This window comes from Rhodococcus sp. SJ-3 (genome assembly GCF_051918125.1).
GTDB lineage: Bacteria > Actinomycetota > Actinomycetes > Mycobacteriales > Mycobacteriaceae > Rhodococcus.
The window spans coordinates 4,618,017-4,635,474 of sequence record NZ_CM123306.1; the positions used below are offsets into that span (position 1 = coordinate 4,618,017).

At 65.8% G+C, this 17,458-nt stretch carries 16 protein-coding genes; 7 read left to right on the top strand and 9 right to left on the bottom strand.

Annotation, left to right across the window (positions count from 1 at the left end; translation table 11 throughout):
* Window positions 1–93 precede the first annotated feature (93 nt).
* Complete coding sequence (gene ligD, locus ACTDXD_RS21540) at window positions 94–1,059, top strand: non-homologous end-joining DNA ligase (protein WP_440124258.1); 966 nt, start codon at window positions 94–96, stop codon at window positions 1,057–1,059.
* On the opposite strand, the gene ACTDXD_RS21545 is transcribed toward ligD, so the two are convergent.
* From ACTDXD_RS21545 to ACTDXD_RS21565, 5 genes are all read right to left on the bottom strand, one after another.
* On the bottom strand, window positions 1,053–1,991 hold the full coding sequence (locus ACTDXD_RS21545; RefSeq protein ID WP_440124259.1) for a D-isomer specific 2-hydroxyacid dehydrogenase family protein: 939 nt from the start codon (window positions 1,989–1,991) through the stop codon (window positions 1,053–1,055). The genes ligD and ACTDXD_RS21545 overlap by 7 nt on opposite strands.
* Before the next feature lie 63 nt (window positions 1,992–2,054).
* The gene (locus ACTDXD_RS21550) at window positions 2,055–2,456 is read right to left on the bottom strand and encodes an ectoine synthase (protein ID WP_440124260.1); all 402 of its coding nucleotides are present in this window, start codon (window positions 2,454–2,456) and stop codon (window positions 2,055–2,057) included.
* Between the two features lie 43 nt (window positions 2,457–2,499).
* Entirely contained in the window at window positions 2,500–3,783 is a 1,284-nt protein-coding gene (gene ectB / locus ACTDXD_RS21555; protein ID WP_440124261.1) for a diaminobutyrate--2-oxoglutarate transaminase, read from the bottom strand.
* Window positions 3,784–3,849: 66 nt separating this feature from the next.
* Window positions 3,850–4,368, bottom strand: a complete 519-nt coding sequence (gene ectA / locus ACTDXD_RS21560; protein ID WP_330131809.1) for a diaminobutyrate acetyltransferase — start codon at window positions 4,366–4,368, stop codon at window positions 3,850–3,852.
* A gap of 141 nt (window positions 4,369–4,509) precedes the next feature.
* A complete protein-coding gene (locus tag ACTDXD_RS21565) occupies window positions 4,510–6,612 on the bottom strand; it encodes a RecQ family ATP-dependent DNA helicase (RefSeq protein WP_440124262.1) in 2,103 nt (700 codons plus the stop codon).
* Window positions 6,613–6,758: 146 nt separating this feature from the next.
* Between ACTDXD_RS21565 and ACTDXD_RS21570 the strand changes: the two genes are divergently transcribed.
* The gene (locus tag ACTDXD_RS21570; RefSeq protein ID WP_440124263.1) at window positions 6,759–8,312 is read left to right on the top strand and encodes an acetyl-CoA hydrolase/transferase family protein; all 1,554 of its coding nucleotides are present in this window, start codon (window positions 6,759–6,761) and stop codon (window positions 8,310–8,312) included.
* A gap of 10 nt (window positions 8,313–8,322) precedes the next feature.
* Here ACTDXD_RS21570 and ACTDXD_RS21575 read toward each other — a convergent pair whose 3' ends face one another.
* The gene (locus ACTDXD_RS21575; protein ID WP_440124264.1) at window positions 8,323–8,961 is read right to left on the bottom strand and encodes a DUF3515 domain-containing protein; all 639 of its coding nucleotides are present in this window, start codon (window positions 8,959–8,961) and stop codon (window positions 8,323–8,325) included.
* Between the two features lie 105 nt (window positions 8,962–9,066).
* On the opposite strand from ACTDXD_RS21575, the gene ACTDXD_RS21580 reads away from it, so the two are divergent.
* The 3 genes from ACTDXD_RS21580 to ACTDXD_RS21590 are packed head-to-tail and all read left to right on the top strand — an operon-like array spanning window position 9,067 to window position 11,345.
* On the top strand, window positions 9,067–10,068 hold the full coding sequence (locus ACTDXD_RS21580) for a thiamine-phosphate kinase (protein WP_440127741.1): 1,002 nt from the start codon (window positions 9,067–9,069) through the stop codon (window positions 10,066–10,068).
* A gap of 9 nt (window positions 10,069–10,077) precedes the next feature.
* A complete protein-coding gene (locus ACTDXD_RS21585; protein ID WP_440124265.1) occupies window positions 10,078–10,599 on the top strand; it encodes a gamma carbonic anhydrase family protein in 522 nt (173 codons plus the stop codon).
* Between the two features lie 47 nt (window positions 10,600–10,646).
* Window positions 10,647–11,345 carry a uracil-DNA glycosylase gene (locus ACTDXD_RS21590; protein ID WP_440124266.1) on the top strand — a complete coding sequence of 233 codons (699 nt, stop codon included), beginning with the start codon at window positions 10,647–10,649 and terminating at the stop codon, window positions 11,343–11,345.
* 36 nt (window positions 11,346–11,381) lie between these two features.
* Here the strand turns inward: ACTDXD_RS21590 and ACTDXD_RS21595 are convergent, their stop codons facing one another.
* Entirely contained in the window at window positions 11,382–12,182 is an 801-nt protein-coding gene (locus ACTDXD_RS21595) for an enoyl-CoA hydratase/isomerase family protein (RefSeq protein WP_440124267.1), read from the bottom strand.
* Between the two features lie 88 nt (window positions 12,183–12,270).
* Entirely contained in the window at window positions 12,271–12,462 is a 192-nt protein-coding gene (gene rpmB / locus ACTDXD_RS21600; protein WP_054720034.1) for a 50S ribosomal protein L28, read from the bottom strand.
* 191 nt (window positions 12,463–12,653) lie between these two features.
* Here rpmB and ACTDXD_RS21605 point away from each other — a divergent pair, with 191 nt between their 5' ends.
* The gene (locus ACTDXD_RS21605) at window positions 12,654–14,324 is read left to right on the top strand and encodes a DAK2 domain-containing protein (RefSeq protein WP_440124268.1); all 1,671 of its coding nucleotides are present in this window, start codon (window positions 12,654–12,656) and stop codon (window positions 14,322–14,324) included.
* A gap of 44 nt (window positions 14,325–14,368) precedes the next feature.
* On the top strand, window positions 14,369–16,675 hold the full coding sequence (recG, locus tag ACTDXD_RS21610; RefSeq protein ID WP_440124269.1) for an ATP-dependent DNA helicase RecG: 2,307 nt from the start codon (window positions 14,369–14,371) through the stop codon (window positions 16,673–16,675).
* A gap of 16 nt (window positions 16,676–16,691) precedes the next feature.
* Here recG and ACTDXD_RS21615 read toward each other — a convergent pair whose 3' ends face one another.
* Window positions 16,692–17,243, bottom strand: a complete 552-nt coding sequence (locus tag ACTDXD_RS21615; RefSeq protein ID WP_440124270.1) for a dihydrofolate reductase family protein — start codon at window positions 17,241–17,243, stop codon at window positions 16,692–16,694.
* Between the last annotated feature and the right edge of the window lie 215 nt (window positions 17,244–17,458).

Genomic DNA, 17,458 nt, shown 5'->3' on the forward strand with positions numbered 1-17,458 from the left:
TCCGGATTGTTCTCGATGTCGACGAATGCGGGATGTGGAACGCGGTGACCGGCGACCATGGATTGCAGGACGAAGCGACGAGGGGAGACGGGGATGGGAGCAGCAAAGGATTCGTCGAACGCTGTGGAGCTCGACGTCGACGGCCGGGCGGTACGGATCTCGCATCCCGAACGCATCTACTTTCCGGCGCTCGGCATCACCAAGCTCGACCTGGCCCGGTATTACATGGCCGTCGGAGACGGTATCGTCCGCGCATTGCGGGACCGGCCGTGCATGCTGCACCGATTTCCCGACGGTCTCGACGGCGACAAGGTGCACCAGAAGCGACTGCCGCGCGGTGCACCGGACTGGGTGCAGACCGTCCGCGTGCATTTTCCCCGGTACAACCGAGACGCCGACGAACTGTGCGTCACACATCTCGCGGATGTCGTGTGGGCGGTACAGATGTCGACGGTGGAGTTCCACCCGTGGAACTCACGCCGCACCGACGTGGAGAAACCGGACGAGTGGCGGATCGATCTCGATCCGATGCCCGGATGCGACTTCGGGAAGGTGCGGCTCGTCGCGTCGATTGTGCACGAGGTGCTCGACGAACTGGGCATAGTGGGGTGGCCGAAAACCTCGGGTGGGCACGGACTCCACGTGTACGTCCGAATCGAGCCGAACTGGGGGTTCGACGATGTGCGCAGGGCTGCACTGGCTTTCGCGCGAGAAATAGAGCGCCGTGCGCCGAATGAGGTGACCACCGCGTGGTGGCGTAAAGACAGAGATCCGACCGCAGTGTTCGTCGACTACAACCAGAACGCCCGCGACCACACGATCGCGAGTGCGTACTCGGTCCGGGGTGTTCCGGAGGGGACTGTGTCGGCACCGGTGCGGTGGAACGAGATCGATGGTCTCGATCCCCGCGACTTCACGATCGAGACCGTTCCCGAGCGGTTCGCGAAACTCGGTGACCTGCAAGCCGGGATCGACGAGGATGCGTTCTCACTCGGGACGCTGCTGGAATGGGCTGATCGGGACGAACGAGAATCCCCGGAGGACGCGGAACCTCAGTAGCCAGCGCTGACATCGAGCACTGCGACCGGCTCGACGCCCGACGCGAACCGCGTGACGTTCTCGACCACCCGTTCCACGTAGGCGGGCACCCGCAGGGCCGGTGGATTCGAATCATGCGGGGTGACCATCGCATTGGGCAGTGACCACAGGGGGTGCCCATCGGGAAGAGGCTCGGGATCGGTGACGTCGAGTCCGGCGCCCGCAATCGTGCCCGTGGCCAGAGCATGGACGAGTGCCTCCGTGTCGATGAGGCTGCCGCGCGCAATGTTGACCAGCCACGCGGTCGACTTCATCGCGGCCAGTTCGGCCGCGCCGATCAACTGCTCGGTATCGGGTGTGGCTGCAGCGGACACGACGAAATGGTCTGCGAGGGGCCATATCTCGTCGATCCTCTCGGTGGAGAAGGTCTCGACCGCGCCGGGGACGGGACGTCCGCTGCGGTTGACGGCCAGAGCCTGCGCGCCGAGCGACGAAAGCATCGGGATGAGGGCGCGTCCGATCCCGCCCGCACCGATGATTCCGACCGTCGCTCCGCGCAAGGTGCCCAGACGTGGATAGAACTCCTCGGGTTGCCACGACGTCGTCGCGAGATGCTGGGGGAGTGCTCGCACACCGGCGAGTAGCAACATCAGGGCGTGTTCGGCGACCGTCGCGGAGTAGGCGCCGGCCGCGGATGTCCATATTATCTGCGGATGACGCTTGATGATGCCACCCTCGAGCCACTGCTCGACCCCGGCGGAGGGCAATTGCACCCAGCGGACCGACTCGGGCAGGGCGGGAGGAAACGAGTCCGGCCCGCTGGTCCAGATCAGTGCGTCGGGCCTCTCCTCGAGTGGCACCGCGATGCCACCTCCGCTGGTGACTGCCCGTACGAACATGGCGTCGGACCTTGGGCCGACAGCAATGCGGGGCGAACGCTGAGAGGAGGCCATGGCCTCGACTCTATGCGTCCGCCCCGCATCGGTCACGCTGTGTGACCCCGATGTTCGGAACGATCAGGCAGTTTCTTCGACGATGAGCGGGTAGACCCCGTTCTCGTCGTGCACCTCACGGCCGGTGACCGGGGGATTGAACACGCACAGCATCCGCATGCGGGTCTCCGGCTCGACGCGGTGCCGCTCGTGCCCGTTGAGCAGGTACATGGATCCGGGTCCGAGGTCGTACACGACATCGTTGTCGAGGTCCCGCAGCTTGCCGGTGCCCTCCACCAGCCAGACGGCCTCGATGTGGTTGGCATAGTGGAACTCGTTGATCGTCCCGGCTTCGATAGTCGTCTCATGGAACGAGAAGCCGACCTTGTCACCGGCGAGGACGATGCGCTTGCTGCGCCACTGTCCGTCTTCGGAGGTGATGTCGCGCTCGGTATCGGTGATTTCCTCGGTGGTGCGCACGATCATGTGAAGCGATGCTCTTTCTATCGGTGAATTGGGAAGGGGAGGGTCAGGAACGGACCTTGGCGGTGGCCTCCGCGAGGATGTTCAGACCGTACTCGAGTTCGTCATCGGTGATAGTCAGCGGCGGCAGCAGCTTGACCACCTCGTCGGACGGACCCGACGTCTCGGCCAGCAGACCCTTCTCGAATGCGAGGGCACACACCTTCTGGGCATCCGACGGATCCTCGAACACCAGACCCTGCACCAGGCCGCGGCCGCGAGTGGACACACCCTCGAACATGTCGGACAGGTTCATGAAGGTCTGGTGGATGCGCTCACCCTTACGCAGCGTGCCACGCTCGAGCTCGTCGTTGGTCCAGTAGTGGTTCAGCGCTGCCGTTGCCGTGATGAACGACGGGCTGTTGCCGCGGAAGGTGCCGTTGTGCTCACCCGGTCCCCAGACATCGAGTTCGCGCTTGAACAGCGTCAGCGCCATCGGCATGCCGTATCCACCGATGGACTTCGACAGCGTCACGATGTCGGGGGTGATGCCGGCTTCCTCGAACGAGAAGAACGCACCCGTACGGCCACAACCCATCTGGACATCGTCGACGATGAGCAGGATCTCACGCTCGGCGCACAGATCTGCCAGGGCGCGAAGCCATTCTGCGCGTGCGACATTGACGCCGCCCTCACCCTGAACGGTTTCGACGATGACAGCGGCGGGCCGGTTCAGGCCACTGCCGGAATCGTCGAGGACGCGTGAGAACCACTGGAAGTCCTCGGTGACGCCGTTGAAGTAGTTGTCGAACGGCATCGGTGTGGCGTGGACGAGTGGCACACCGGCACCGGCGCGCTTCATCGAGTTGCCGGTGACCGACAGCGCACCGAGCGTCATGCCGTGGAACGCGTTGGTGAAGTTGATGATCGATTCGCGCCCGGTGACCTTGCGGGCCAGCTTGAGCGCGGCCTCGACGGTGTTGGTACCCGTGGGGCCGGGAAACTGGACCTTGTAGTCGAGTCCGCGCGGCTTCAGGATCACGTTCTCGAAAGTCTCGAGCAGATCGCGCTTGGCGGTGGTCATCATATCGAGGCCGTGGGTGACCCCGTCCTTCATGATGTAGTCCACCAGGGCGGACTTCAGGACCGGGTTGTTGTGGCCGTAGTTGAGAGCTCCGGCGCCGGCGAAGAAATCCAGGTAATCCTTGCCGTCCTCGCTCCGCAACCAGGAGCCGGACGCTGTTTCGAATACTGCGGGCCACCCACGGCTGTAACTGCGGACCTCGGATTCGAGGTGCTCGAAGATATCGTTACCAGCGCGGGTGGCAGGCTTGTCTTCCAGGATGGTCATTTTCTCTGGTCCTCCTGTTATGAATTTCGATGACGAACTCGGCGCGGAAATTCCCGTAATGCCTGATCAATCGCCGATCGTGTAAAGATCTTCCGCAAGATGTGAATCGGGAAAATCGTCGGGAGCGAACAAGTCGGTTCGCGTGATATGGGTGCCACGGCGTCGTGCCAGAGCGGTGAACATGGCGATCGAAGCAGCGTTGTCGGGGCTCACGGTGGTTTCCAACCGGGTCACGCCGGACGGGCGGAGTCGGTCGAGGAGGGCATCGAGCATGCGCCCGGCCACTCCGCGGCCACGCTGATCAGCATCGACAGCGACCTGCCATACGAACAGTGTCTGGGGGGAGTCCTGCCTGCGGTAGCCGGTGATGAACCCGACCGGGCGATCGGTCTCGTCCGTAGCCACGACAGACGTGTCGGCGAAATCGCGACACCACAGCACATACGCATAACCGGAATTGACGTCGAGTACCTCGGAATCGCGGGCAATCTGCCACAAACGCTTTCCGTCGGAGATCTGTGGGCTCCGAAAACTCAATTCAGCCGGTTCGGTCGTTGGGGTACTACTTTCCATAACGGGCTTCATAAGTAGTTCGAACCTAACAAGAGTGCCGATCGAAATCACCCCTTTGGTCCGAATTCGTGGGGGATTGCCGGGTTCTGCGCAGGTGAGGCGGCTGTTGTGAGGCCGGTCACAATTGTGTATCGTCCGTCGCTCTCCGAGCGATTACTTCGGGCTCGCCAGCGCGAACGGCAGCACCCCGCCGGCTCCCGCCGCGATGAGGTGCCGCGCTGCCATGGTCAAGGTCCACCCGGTATCGGTGACGGCGTCGACGAGGAGCACCGGTCCTTGATGTCCGTCGAGCTCCACCGGTTCCCAGGCGTCGAGCAAGGATGCGATCCGGTACGCCGAGTTCGCGGCGGTCACAGCCGGCGCGTCGGGACGCCGCCGCAGGACACCAAGGTTCGTCAGACGGCCCAGTCGAGCGAGGTGCCCGGCAAGTGACTCCACCAGGACCGGGTGGTCGGGCGACTCGAGTGCCATGACCGCGGTCGGACGCTCGGCCCAGTCCCATGCCGCCAGCACGGCGACAGCGGCCTTCACGACGGATTCCGGCGCGTCCGCGTCGGGACTGTCCAGCAGTGTTCGCAACCGAGGACCCCATCCGAGATCGGAGAGCCGGCCGAGTACGCGACCAGGCTCCGGCCCGTCCGCGATCCTCCCGGACAGCTTGACTCCGAGTGTGGCCATGCCTGTGGGCCACTGTTTGCGCGGCGGGAGATCGACACCTGGGCGTTCGAGCCGAGCTCGGGTACGCCGCACCTGTTCATTCTCGACATCGACGCTCCACCGCACTCCCGTGCAGTTGTCGCACCGACCGCACCCGGGCATGTCACGGCTCGACTCCGGGTCGTCCAGCTGGCGGCGCAGGTAGACCATGCGGCACCCATCGGTCCGCTCGTATTCGAGCATCGCTTCCTGCTCGGCGGAGCGCGCTGCCTCGAGGCGGGCATAGCGCTCCGCGTCGTAGTCCCACGATCGACCGGTACCGATCCAGCCTCCCTTGACGCGGCGAACGGCACCGTCGACATCGAGAACCTTCAGGACCATCTCGAGCCGGGACCGATTCAGGTCGACTCGGGGCTCCAGTGCCTGCGTGGACAATGGGCGCTCGGTGTCCAGCGCGCCGATCACACGGCGCACCAGGGACTCCTCAGGGAACGCGACGGAAGCGAACCATTTCCATATCTGCCGGTCTTCACTGCCCGGTAAGAGGATCACTTCGGCGCGATCGGTGGAGCGGCCCGCGCGCCCGACCTGCTGGTAGTACGAGATCGGCGACGAGGGAGCACCGAGGTGCACTACGAACCCGAGGTCGGGTTTGTCGAAGCCCATGCCGAGTGCTGACGTCGCGACCAGTGCCTTGACACGGTTTGCGAGGAGATCGGCCTCGAGTTGTTCACGCTCGACGGTGTCGGTCTGCCCGGTGTATGCGGCCACCGCGTGACCGTGTTCGGCGAGCAACGACGCCAGGTCGCGTGCTGCGGACACGGTCAGCGCGTAGACGATGCCCGAGCCGGGGAGCTCGTGGAGATGCTGCGCCAGCCATGCGGCACGCTGGGCCGGCTCGTCTATCCGCACCACCGACAGGTGCAGCGACGGCCGGTCGAGTCCGCCCCGCAGGACCAGCGTGTCGTCGCTTCCCGCGCCCACACCCAGCTGGGTGGCGACATCGGACACCACCCGGTCGTTCGCGGTCGCGGTGGTCGCCAGGACCGGGATGCCCTCTCCGAGTTCGGCCACGAGTGTGCGGATACGCCGATAGTCGGGCCGGAAATCGTGACCCCAGTCCGACACACAGTGCGCTTCGTCGACCACGACGAGCCCCGCGTCGCGTGCCAGTGCAGGCAGCACCTCATCGCGGAAGTCCGGGTTGTTGAGCCGCTCGGGGCTGACGAGCAGAATGTCGATCTCACCGTCCGCGATGCGCTGGTGGATCCCAGCCCACTCGGTGATGTTCCCGGAGTTGATGGTCGCGGCCCGAACTCCTGCGCGTTCCGCTGCCTCGACCTGATTGCGCATCAACGCGAGCAGGGGGGAGACGATGACGGTGGGCCCGTGGCCGTGTGCGCGGAGAAGCTTGGCGGAGATGAAGTAGACCGCGGACTTGCCCCAGCCGGTGCGTTGCACCACGAGGGCGCGGCGCCGGTGCACCACGAGCGCCTCGATCGCAGTCCACTGATCCTCACGGAGTCTCGCGTGGGGCCCGGCCAGTTCGGTGAGCAGCCGTTCGGCCTCGTCGCGCAAATCGATCATCGGGGTGCTCATATGCCCCATCGTGCACGAAAGCTCCGACGTCCACCCGTTGCTCGGTATACGCCGCGGGGGCCTACTGCCTGTACGTTACGGTGACCTCCGTTCTGTTGGAGCGGGCAGTGTGACGGACGGATCGTTACCGCCGCTAAACTGCCCGCATGTCGATCAGCGCTGCCTCCGTTGCCCCGACCTCGACTTCGGTACGGATCAGGAACCGGGATTTTCTCGCCAAGGTGGTCTCTGCGGAAGAGGCAGCCCGATACATACACCCCGGTGACACCGTTGCGATCAGTGGTTTCGCCAGTGCAGGTACCCCGAAGGCCGTTACCCCGGCCCTGGCCGAGCGGATCCGCCGTGCTCGTGCTGCCGGCGAGGAATTCGCCATCGACCTGCTGACCGGTGCCTCGGTGTCGACCGAGACCGAACGTCTGCTCGCCGAGACCGAGGGTGTCGCGCTGCGGATGCCCTACCAGTCCGAGGCCACCGCGCGTGCCCGCATCAATGCGGGACGGATGGACTACGTCGACATCCATCTTTCGCACGTCGCACAGCAAGTCTGGGAGGGCTACTACGGCACGATCGACGTCGCGGTGGTGGAGATCGCCGGCATCACCGAATCGGGTGAGTTGATCGCGGCGACCTCCGTCGGCAACAGCAAGACCTGGCTCGATATGGCCGACCGGATCGTGCTCGAAGTCAACTCGTGGATCCCCGATGGGCTCGCGGGCTGCCACGACATCTATTACGGCACCGCGCTGCCACCGCACCGCACGCCGATCCTCCTCACCGGCGTGGACGACCGGATCGGACAGCCCCACTTCGCGGTCGACCCCGAGCGCGTCGTTGCGGTGGTGGAAACCCACGCACCCGACAGCCCGAGCAAGCTGACCCCGCAGGACGACACCAGCGAAGCGATCGCGATGCACGTCCTCGATTTCTTCGGCCACGAGGTGTCGGCAGGCCGCCTCCCTGCAGACACCCTGCTTCCCCTGCAGGCGGGTATCGGCAATGTCGCCAATGCGGTCCTCGCCGGTCTGTCCCGTGGTCCGTACCGGGGGTTGACCTGCTATTCCGAGGTCATCCAGGACGGCATGCTGCAGCTGATCGAGGACGGCACAGTACGATTCGCCTCCGCGACTGCCTTGGCGCTGTCGCAGGACGGCCTCGACGAACTGGTGAAGAACATCGATTTCTACCGCAGCCGCATCATGCTTCGGCCCCAGGAGATCAGTAACCACCCGGAAGTCGTGCGACGACTCGGCATCATCGGCATGAACGGAATGCTCGAGGCCGACATCTACGGCAACGTCAACTCCACCCATGTGATGGGCACGCGGATGATGAATGGGATCGGCGGTTCCGGCGACTACGCCCGCAACGGCTACCTGTCGATGTTCCTCAGTCCGTCCACCGCACGAGACGGCGCCATCTCCTCGATCGTGCCGATGGTGCCCCATGTCGATCACACCGAGCACGACGTGCAGGTGCTCGTCACAGAGCAGGGCCTCGCAGACCTCCGAGGCTTGTCGCCACGACGACGTTCACGGGTCGTCATCGACAAATGTGCACATCCCGACTACCGCGCGGAGCTGACCGACTACGTCGACCGCGCCGAAGCCGGCGAGAGCGCAGGCCACACACCGCACCTGCTCGGTGAGGCGTTCGGCTTCCACCAGCGGTACGAGCAGACCGGATCCATGCACCCGCGGTGAACTCGCCGAGTCAGGGGCCTTCCACCGGCGCCGGATCGATTTCGTGCTGTGGCAGGACATCGATCACCGCGGCCGAGATGTCTTGCAGAGGAGTCGGTCCCGAGCCGTTCGGCACCGTCAGTGCGACGTAGACCGGACGGTCCACCGCGTACCACGTGCTAGCGTCGATGCCCTGCGCGGCGCCCGACACCTCGAACCACTGGACCCCGTCGATGACCTGCAACGCAGCTGCCTGATCGAACTCGGCGGGTCGTTCGAGACCGCACCTCAGAACCACCTCCGACGCATCGGGCGCCTGCCATGCTGCGGCCCCGACCGGCGCGGGATCGGCCAGCTCGGCGCGGGCGAATTCCCCGATATTCTCGGGAACTGCGGCGAGCAGGTCGGTGCACGAGGTCGATTCTGCTTCCGGTGCAGGCACCGGTCCCAGTCCCACCGGACTGGTCACGGGATCCCGCGACATCATGATGGCAGCCACGACGACCCCCGTGAGCAGTGCGACGGGAAGTGCGACCGCGGTCGCGATAGTGGCGGGGCTACGGCGGGGCTCGTCCGTGGTCCCGACGGCATCGAGGGTCTCGGCGGCATCGGGGGTCTCGGCGGCATCAGGCGCGGTCGGATCGGGTTCGGGCGCGGAGTTGTCGTTCATCTGTTTCCCGGAATCGGAGAGTGAGCGGGTAGGAAGGTAGCGTTTGACGACGCTAGCAGGGCATGTGCTCCGCCCGAACCACAGCCGATCGAGAAAGAGGCGCCAATCACCGTGTCGGATCCGCTCGGTTCATCCAGCAGCTCCCGCCGAGAACCCACCGTCGCCGAGATGGGGGAGTTCCCCACGATCGCCCGCGCGACCGCCGGACGACAACAGCCCGAGACGACGCTGGTGGGGCCGGGGCACGACGCCGCGATCGTCGCGGCGGGCGATGGCCGCGTAGTGGTCTCCACCGACATGCTCGTCGAAGGTCGCCACTTCCGCTTCGACTGGTCGTCGCCGCGGGACATCGGACGCAAGGCGGTGGCCCAGAACGGGGCGGACGTCGCTGCGATGGGAGCACGTCCCACCGCATTCCTCGTGGGTCTCGGCTGCCCACCCGACACCCCGGTCTCGATACTCGACGAGATCTCCGCTGGTATCGGTGAAGCTGCCGAAGCGATCGGCGCAGGCGTGGTCGGCGGAGATCTCGTGCAGGCCGGACAGGTGGTTGTCTCGGTCACCGTCCTCGGAGACCTGCAGGGACGCGCACCGCTGCTGCGCTCCGAAGCGCTCGTCGGCGACATCGTTGCGCTCGCAGGCACCGTCGGAGCATCCGCAGCGGGTCTGTCCCTGCTCGAGGCGGAGCACACCGGATTCGCCGATCTCGTCGACGCCCACCGGGTTCCGACACCGCCTTACGACGCCGGTGTCAGCGCGGTACTCGCCGGGGCTCGTGCAGGCACCGACATCTCCGATGGCCTACTCGCCGATCTCGGGCACATCGCGGTCGCGTCAAGTGTCGCCATCACCGTCGAACAGCACACCCTCGAACCCCCAGCGCGCCTGACGGCCGCGGCACGTGAGCTCGGAGCCGACCCGTGGAACTGGGTCTTCACCGGTGGCGAAGACCACGCCCTGGCCGCGTGCTTCCCCCCTGGAGTGGATCTGCCGGACGGATGGCGGCGGATCGGCCGTGTGCACGACGGCAGTGGCGTGACGGTCGACGGCCGTAAGTGGGGCGCACAGGGTGGGTGGGAGAGTTTCGGGTCCGTGAACTCGAGATAGGTTTTTCCCATGGCTGTTTACGCGCTCGGCGACCGCACTCCCGACATTCACCCCACTGCTTACGTACACCCCGACGCGGTGGTCATCGGCAACGTCACCCTCGGCGCTCATGCCTCGGTGTGGCCGACCGCAGTGCTGAGGGCCGATTACGGCCGGATCGTCGTCGGCGATGAGACCAACATCCAGGACGGCACGATCATCCACTGCACCGCCATCGACGACACGATCCTCGGCGCACGATGCGTGGTCGGTCACAACACACACATCGAAGGTGCCGCGATCGGTGACGGCGCTCTGATCGGCTCGGGTTCTCTCGTGCTCAACGGGTCGACGATCGGCGAGGGCGCACAGGTTGCGGCAGGTGCCCTCATCCCGCCGCGTTTCGAGCTGCCGGCGCGTCGGATGGCGATGGGAGTCCCCGCGAAGATTCGTGAAGGATTCGAGTTGCCCGAAGGCCACTTCGATGCGAACGCGAAGATGTATGCCGCGAACGCGGACTACTACCGCACCGCCCTGCGTCGAATCGACTAATGGGCGCAGATCGATCGACCGGACCGTATGACAGAGGAGTTTCCGACGTGAGCGAACAGACAACAGAGCGGGCGACGAAGCCTCTGTCGGAGATCGTCGACCTGGGCTGGGCGCAAGCCCTCGCACCCGTCGCCGAGAACATCACCGCGATGGGCGCGTTCCTCAGGGCGGAGATCGCAGCCGGGCGCAGGTACCTTCCCGCAGGCGAGAACGTTCTGCGCGCGTTCACCCACCCGTTCGACGGCGTGCGGGTGCTGATCGTCGGACAGGATCCGTACCCGACGCCCGGCCACGCGGTCGGGTTGAGCTTCTCCGTGGCCCCGGATGTGCGCCCCATTCCGCGTAGCCTCGCCAACATCTACCGCGAGTACGGCGAAGACCTGGGATTGCCGCAGCCCACCAACGGCGACCTCACGCCCTGGTCGGAACAGGGCGTGTTGTTGTTGAACAGGGTGCTCACCGTGCAACCGGGTGAGCCCGCATCACACCGGCGTAAAGGGTGGGAGAGCGTCACCGAGCAGGCGATCCGAGCGCTCGTCGCGCGGGATGCACCCCTCGTCGCGATTCTGTGGGGTCGCGACGCAGCCACCCTCCGCCCGCTTCTCGGCGGGGTCCCGATCGTCGAGTCTGCGCACCCATCGCCGTTGTCGGCGTCGCGCGGATTCTTCGGATCGAAACCCTTCAGCCGGGCGAACGCGTTGCTGGTGGAGCAGGGTGGCGAGCCGGTGGACTGGCGTCTGCCTTAGCCGACCGGCTCGCGACAACCCAGCGGCTCGCGACGATCACTGCTGTACGGCGTTGGCGCCCAGCGACCAATCGGGGCGGCGCTTCTCGACGAATGCGTCCACACCTTCGATGCCGGTGGGGGTTGTCGATGCGGCCGAGATCGACGCGGCCTCGGCATCCATCTGTTCGGACAACGACCGGTGTACGGACTCGTTGACCAGACGGTGGATTCCCGCGTAGGCCGCAGTAGGGCCGTGTGCGAGCGTGCGCGCGATCCGCAGGGCTTCTCCCTGGATCTCGTCGTCGCCCACGATGCGGCTGAGCAATCCGAGCCGGACACCCTCCTCGGCGCTGATGACAGCGTCGGTGAGGATGAGTTCACGCGCGCGGGCGAGCCCCACGACACGGGGCAACGTCCACGACATGCCGCCGTCCGGCGTGAACCCGATCGACGGATAGGCGGCCCGAAGCTTGGTTCCGGGACCAGCGAATGCGATATCTGCGTGCAGCACGATGCTCATACCCGCTCCTGCCGCCCAGCCGTGCACTGCGGCGACGACAGGAACAGCGATGGCGTCGAGCGCGCGAACGAAGTCGTGAAACAGGTTCGCGATGTCGAACAGATGGGCGCTTCGGTCTTCTGCTGCGGCGAAGCCACGGACGTTTCCGCCCGCGCAGAAGTTCGCACCCTCGCCGACGAGCAGGACTGCACCGATCTCGGGGCCGGCCGAACGCAGGGCGTCGATGCCCTGCCGCATGCCTTCGGGGGACAACGATGTGCCGTGCTCGGCGGTGGCCACGGCGATCCGCAGCACACCGTCCTCCACACGTACGAGGGGCTGTAGGTTATCGGTCACCGTCGCACCATATCGGTACCGGCGATCGAACGATCAAGGCCCCCGGCGTATTACGCATCGGGGGCCTTGATCCACATCTCGACCGGGGTCAGCCGCGAGCAACCTTTCCTGCCTTCAGGCAGGAGGTGCACACGTTCATCTTGCGGGTGTTGCCCGGTGCAACCTGAGCGCGAACGCTCTGGATGTTCGGGTTCCAGCGACGGTTGGTACGCCGGTGCGAGTGCGAGACCGACTTCCCGAAGCCGGGGCCCTTGGCGCATACGTCGCAGACGGCAGCCATGTCGCGAACTCCTTGTGTCTAGTGGATATCTTCTGTCTGTGCATGCTTCAGACACGGGGAGCGTCGTCACCCGTGTCAGGCAACCCGACCAGCTTAGCCAACCGGACTGCCTAAGACCAAACCGGACACGTAAATGGGGCGCGGCTAGTCTTTTCCACGAGTGTACGACGGCACGGGAAAGGGGTTGATCGGTGCTCGAAGGCGGTGAGGGCGTCGACGGCCGAGCATTGCGTCGCTGGGTCGAGCTGGCGTTGGCCACCCTCGACGAACGTTGCCACGAGATCAACACCCTCAACGTCTTCCCGGTCCCGGATGGAGACACCGGCACCAACTTGCTTGCCACCTTGCGCGCTGCCGCCGACGAACTCGGCGGACCCGTCGATGGTGCGCTCACGGTCGGCGCGGTCGCCGAGGCACTGGCCCGCGGCGCATTCGTCGGAGCTCGCGGCAACTCCGGGGTGATCCTTGCGCAAGGACTGCGCGGTGTCGCGGACTCGATCGCGGGACTGACCGCCGTCGACGGTCGCGACTTCGCCCGTGCCCTGGGCCGGGCCGCCACGACCGTGACCGATGCCCTGAGCACCCCCGCCGAGGGCACGATCGTCACGGTGCTGCGCGCAGCCGCGGACGGAGCGGGACGCGCTGTGATCGACACGAAGTCGTTGCGGGGCGCCGTCGGGGCCGCCGCCGACGCCGCGGCGACCGCGCTCGAGGTCACACCGGAACAGCTCGAGGCCCTTGCTGCTGCGGGAGTCGTCGACGCCGGCGGTCTCGGCCTGCTGATCCTGCTCGACTGCCTGGTCGAAATCGTGTCGGGCCAGCGACCCGACCGTCACCTACGCCTCACCAGCACTCCCGTTGCCGACACCGGTGGTCCGGACGTCCCGGATCATGACGCTGCCGAACAGGACGGTGAGTCGCAGGACTACGAGGTCATGTACATCGTCGACGGGTCCGATCGCGCGCGGATCGCGGTGCTCCGGGCGCGGCTCGACGAACTGGGCGACTCGGTTGCGATCGTGGGGGACGGTTCTGCAGGATGGTCGGTCCACGTGCACTGCTGCGACGCCGGTGCTGCGATCGAGGCGGGAATCGCGGCGGGCAGGCTGCGCCGCATCGCGATCACCTGCTTCACGCTGGAAGCAGACCGAGTCGGGCAGTGCGCCCCGAGTGCATCGAGTGCCCCGAGTGCTCGGGTGTCTGCCTCCGGCCGTGCAGTCCTCGCGATCGTCTCGGGTGACGGCGCGGAGGGATTGTTCGATGCAGAGGGCGCTACCGTCCTCTCTGCGGAGACAGCCGTCGACCCCCGTCTGCTGCTCGACGCGATCCGTTCGTTGCCGAGCACGGACGTCCTCGTCCTTCCCAACGGGTGGGTGTCCGAGCAGGACGTCGTTGCAGTGGGTGCGCAGGCCCGAGCCGGTCGACGCGAGGTGATGTTCCTACCGTGTTCCTCGATGGTCCAGGGGCTGGCGTCCCTCGCAGTGCACGACGCGGGACGCGCTACCGTCGATGACGCGTTCGCGATGTCGGAAGCGGCGGCCGCGACCCGCTGGGGATCTTTGCGGTACGCGACCGAACGTGCCTTGACCTGGGTCGGAACGTGTCAACCGGGGGACAGTCTCGGGCTCGCGGGACGAGATGTCGTAGTCATCGAGCATGATCTTGTGGCAGCGGGTGTGTCGCTGCTCGACAAGATCCTCGCCGCGGGTGGTGAGCTCGTGACGATGCTCGTCGGGGACGGCGCCCCCGACGGTCTCGCCGAACAACTGACCCGCCACCTCGACGACCGCCACCCGGAACTGGAGGTCGTGGTGTATCAGGGGGGACAGCGCAGCGACCTGCTGCAGCTCGGCGTCGAGTAACCGGCGACCTCGGATGGTCACCGCACGGAACGGAAGGGACGGTAGTGGCGACACTCGCGGACCGCCTAGATCATCTCCTCGGCCGGAAGACCGCAGACAAGCTGTCCGACGCGTTCGGGATGACCACGGTCGAAGACCTGTTGCGGCACTACCCGCACCGCTACGCCACCCAGGGTGCGGAACTCGGCGACACTCAGCCGGCCGAGGGCGAGCACGTCACGATCATCGCCCGCGTGGAGAAGGCCGACGAGGTGCGGATGAAGAGCCGTCCCGGCACCCGGCTGGCTGTGGTGCTGGTGTCGGACCGCCACCGGATCGACGTCACCTTCTTCAACCCGCACAAGGTCAAATACAACATCAAGCCCGGTGTGCGGGGCATGTTCTCGGGCACCGTGAAGTACTTCCGCGACAAGTGGAGCCTGGCCCATCCGAGTTATGTGATCCTTCCGGAGCCGCGCGAGCCCGAGGTCGGCGGCGCTGCGCCCGCACCGGGACGTGTCCGCGGAGCCGGTGCGCTGGCCGGGCTGGCGCGCAGTGCCCAAGGTGCGGACGGCATCGACATGTCGATCTTCGATCGAGCCCTCATCCCGATGTATCCGGCGACCCGCGACGTGGAGTCGTGGACAGTGATGCGGTGCGTCCGGCAGGTTCTCGATCAGCTCGACTCCGTGGAGGACCCGCTCCCGGGCGGCGTACGCAGCGAGAATTCTCTCATCGGACTCGACGAGGCCCTGCGAACCATCCACCTGCCCGATTCCAAGAACGACGTCACCCTCGCGCGGGAACGGTTGCGGTTCGACGAAGCCGCGGCGGTGCAGTTGGTGATGGCGCGCCGGCGCCACGACGTCGAGGTTCGGAGCGCACCGAGGTGTCCGCGGCAGGCCGATGCGCTCGCCGACGAGTTCGATCGCAGGCTGCCGTTCGAGCTGACCGAAGGGCAGCTGTCCGTTGCGGACGAGATCTCCGCGGACCTGTCGCAGAACCACCCGATGAACCGATTGCTGCAAGGGGAAGTGGGTTCCGGAAAGACGATCGTCGCGTTGCGAGCGATGCTGCAGGTGATCGATGCCGGTCATCAGTGTGCACTGCTCGCACCTACCGAGGTGCTCGCAGCACAGCATGCACGTTCACTCACCGCGATGCTCGGCGACCTCGCCGCCGCCGGCGAACTCGGTGCCCACGAACTCGCCACCCGTATCACCCTCCTGACCGGCTCGATGAAGACAGCGCAGAAGCGGCAGGCATTGAACGAGGCGGTGACCGGCGACGCGGGCATCGTCATCGGCACCCATGCCCTGATCGAAGACAATGTCGACTTCTTCGATCTCGGCCTGGTCGTAATCGACGAGCAGCACCGATTCGGTGTGGAACAACGCGACAAGCTGCGTTCCCGCGGCCGTGACGGAGCAGCCCCACACGTGCTGGTGATGACCGCGACCCCGATCCCGCGCACCATCGCGATGACGGTGCTCGGCGACCTCGAAGTGTCGACGCTGCGTCAGCTCCCGAAGGGGCGTTCGCCGATCGTCAGCCGTGTGGTGGCTGCGAAGGTCCACCCGACCTGGGTCGACCGCGCGTGGGATCGAATCCGTGAGGAGGTCGCGGAAGGTCGTCAGGCATATGTCGTGTGTTCTCGGATCGGTGATGGGGATGCCGACGACGACGCCGTCTTCGATCCCGCAGCCTTCGAACTCCTCGACGAGTCCGTCACCGGGAAGAAGGGCAAGCAGAAGCCGCCCGACACGAAATCGGTCCTGCAGCAGTTCGACGAACTGGTGTCGGGTCCGCTGGCCGATCTGCGGGTCGGGTTGCTGCACGGTCGGCTCCCCGGCGACGAGAAGGACGCGGTGATGCGCGACTTCGGTGCGGGTGAGATCGACGTACTGGTGTGCACCACGGTCGTCGAAGTCGGAGTCGACGTACCGAACGCGACGGTGATGGTGATCGTCGATGCCGACCGGTTCGGTGTCAGTCAGCTCCATCAGCTCCGTGGCCGGGTCGGCCGGGGAGGCCACCAGGGCCTATGCCTGCTGATCACCGATACCAAGCCGGGAAGCCCGACGATGACCAGGCTCGAGGCGGTCGCAAGCACTGCGGACGGATTCGAACTCGCCCAACTCGACCTGCAGTTGCGTCGTGAGGGCGACGTGCTCGGTGTCGCGCAGTCCGGAACGGTGTCGACCCTGCGTCTGCTCTCGCTCGTCGACGACGTAGAGGTGATCGCCGCTGCGCAGCGCTTCGCTCGAGACGTCACGGAGAAGGATCCGGAACTGAAGCAACATCCGGGGCTCGCGAGCATGATGGGCGCCGCGCTCGACACTACGAAAGCCCAGTTTCTCGAGAAATCGTGACCGATGGCGACCGCTGTCAGTCGCGCAGGGTGTAGGTCAGGACCGCATTGCCCTGACCGGTGATTCTGCTGTCGACCAGGTCGAGTCTGGTCAGCGGCACGGACTCGTCGAACAGTCGTCGGCCTTCATTCGTCACAGCGGGGTGGACGGTCAATGTGAGTGCGTCGACGACACGGGCGAGGAACAGGGAGCGGATGGTTTCTATCCCGCCGGCCACGGTGATGCCACCCGAGCCGTCCTGCTGAAGTGCTCTGACGTACTCGACCGGATCGCCGGTGATCACTGTGCTGTTCCATCCGAGCGAGATGCCGTCGCTGTCCAGGGTGCTGGTGATGACGTGTTTGCGGACGGGGTTGATGAACGCGCCGAAAGGGTCGTCGGCGCCCGGCCAGTACCCCGACCACTCCCGCCACAATTTCCGTCCGATGACGACGTCCGTCACCCCGCTCAGCGATTCGGCCATCAGGTCGCCCTCCTCGGGTCCGAAGGCGTCGAACTGGAACCTGTCGGGCGATTCGACGACGCCGTTGACGGAGCTGAACAGATGCGCGGTGGTCCTGCGGGTCATGTGCGTTGTCCTTTGCTTCGACGTGCAACTCCAGGGTTTCCTTGTGCTCAGGTCTCGGGCCCAGTGTCTCGGATCGACGACTCGCGGTAACGGAAAACCGACCGTCCCACCCGAAAAATTCATCGGTGCATTTTTTCGAACGCGGCAGGATCGAAGCCGCGGTGTTACGGCCTTGCGACCGCGTAGGTTTCGTGTTTGTTACCTGGTGGACGACT

Coding starts and splice junctions, on each gene's coding strand:
- rpmB (WP_054720034.1), bottom strand. CDS start 12,462: ATGGCTGCCGTCTGCGACGTATGCGCCAAGGGCCCCGGCTTCGGGAAG.
- ACTDXD_RS21550 (WP_440124260.1), bottom strand. CDS start 2,456: ATGATCGTGCGCACCACCGAGGAAATCACCGATACCGAGCGCGACATC.
- ectB (WP_440124261.1), bottom strand. CDS start 3,783: ATGACCATCCTGGAAGACAAGCCTGCCACCCGCGCTGGTAACGATATC.
- ligD (WP_440124258.1), top strand. CDS start 94: ATGGGAGCAGCAAAGGATTCGTCGAACGCTGTGGAGCTCGACGTCGAC.
- ACTDXD_RS21565 (WP_440124262.1), bottom strand. CDS start 6,612: ATGAGCACCCCGATGATCGATTTGCGCGACGAGGCCGAACGGCTGCTC.
- ectA (WP_330131809.1), bottom strand. CDS start 4,368: ATGAAGCCCGTTATGGAAAGTAGTACCCCAACGACCGAACCGGCTGAA.
- ACTDXD_RS21575 (WP_440124264.1), bottom strand. CDS start 8,961: ATGAACGACAACTCCGCGCCCGAACCCGATCCGACCGCGCCTGATGCC.
- ACTDXD_RS21615 (WP_440124270.1), bottom strand. CDS start 17,243: ATGACCCGCAGGACCACCGCGCATCTGTTCAGCTCCGTCAACGGCGTC.
- ACTDXD_RS21585 (WP_440124265.1), top strand. CDS start 10,078: ATGGCTGTTTACGCGCTCGGCGACCGCACTCCCGACATTCACCCCACT.
- ACTDXD_RS21570 (WP_440124263.1), top strand. CDS start 6,759: ATGTCGATCAGCGCTGCCTCCGTTGCCCCGACCTCGACTTCGGTACGG.
- ACTDXD_RS21545 (WP_440124259.1), bottom strand. CDS start 1,991: ATGGCCTCCTCTCAGCGTTCGCCCCGCATTGCTGTCGGCCCAAGGTCC.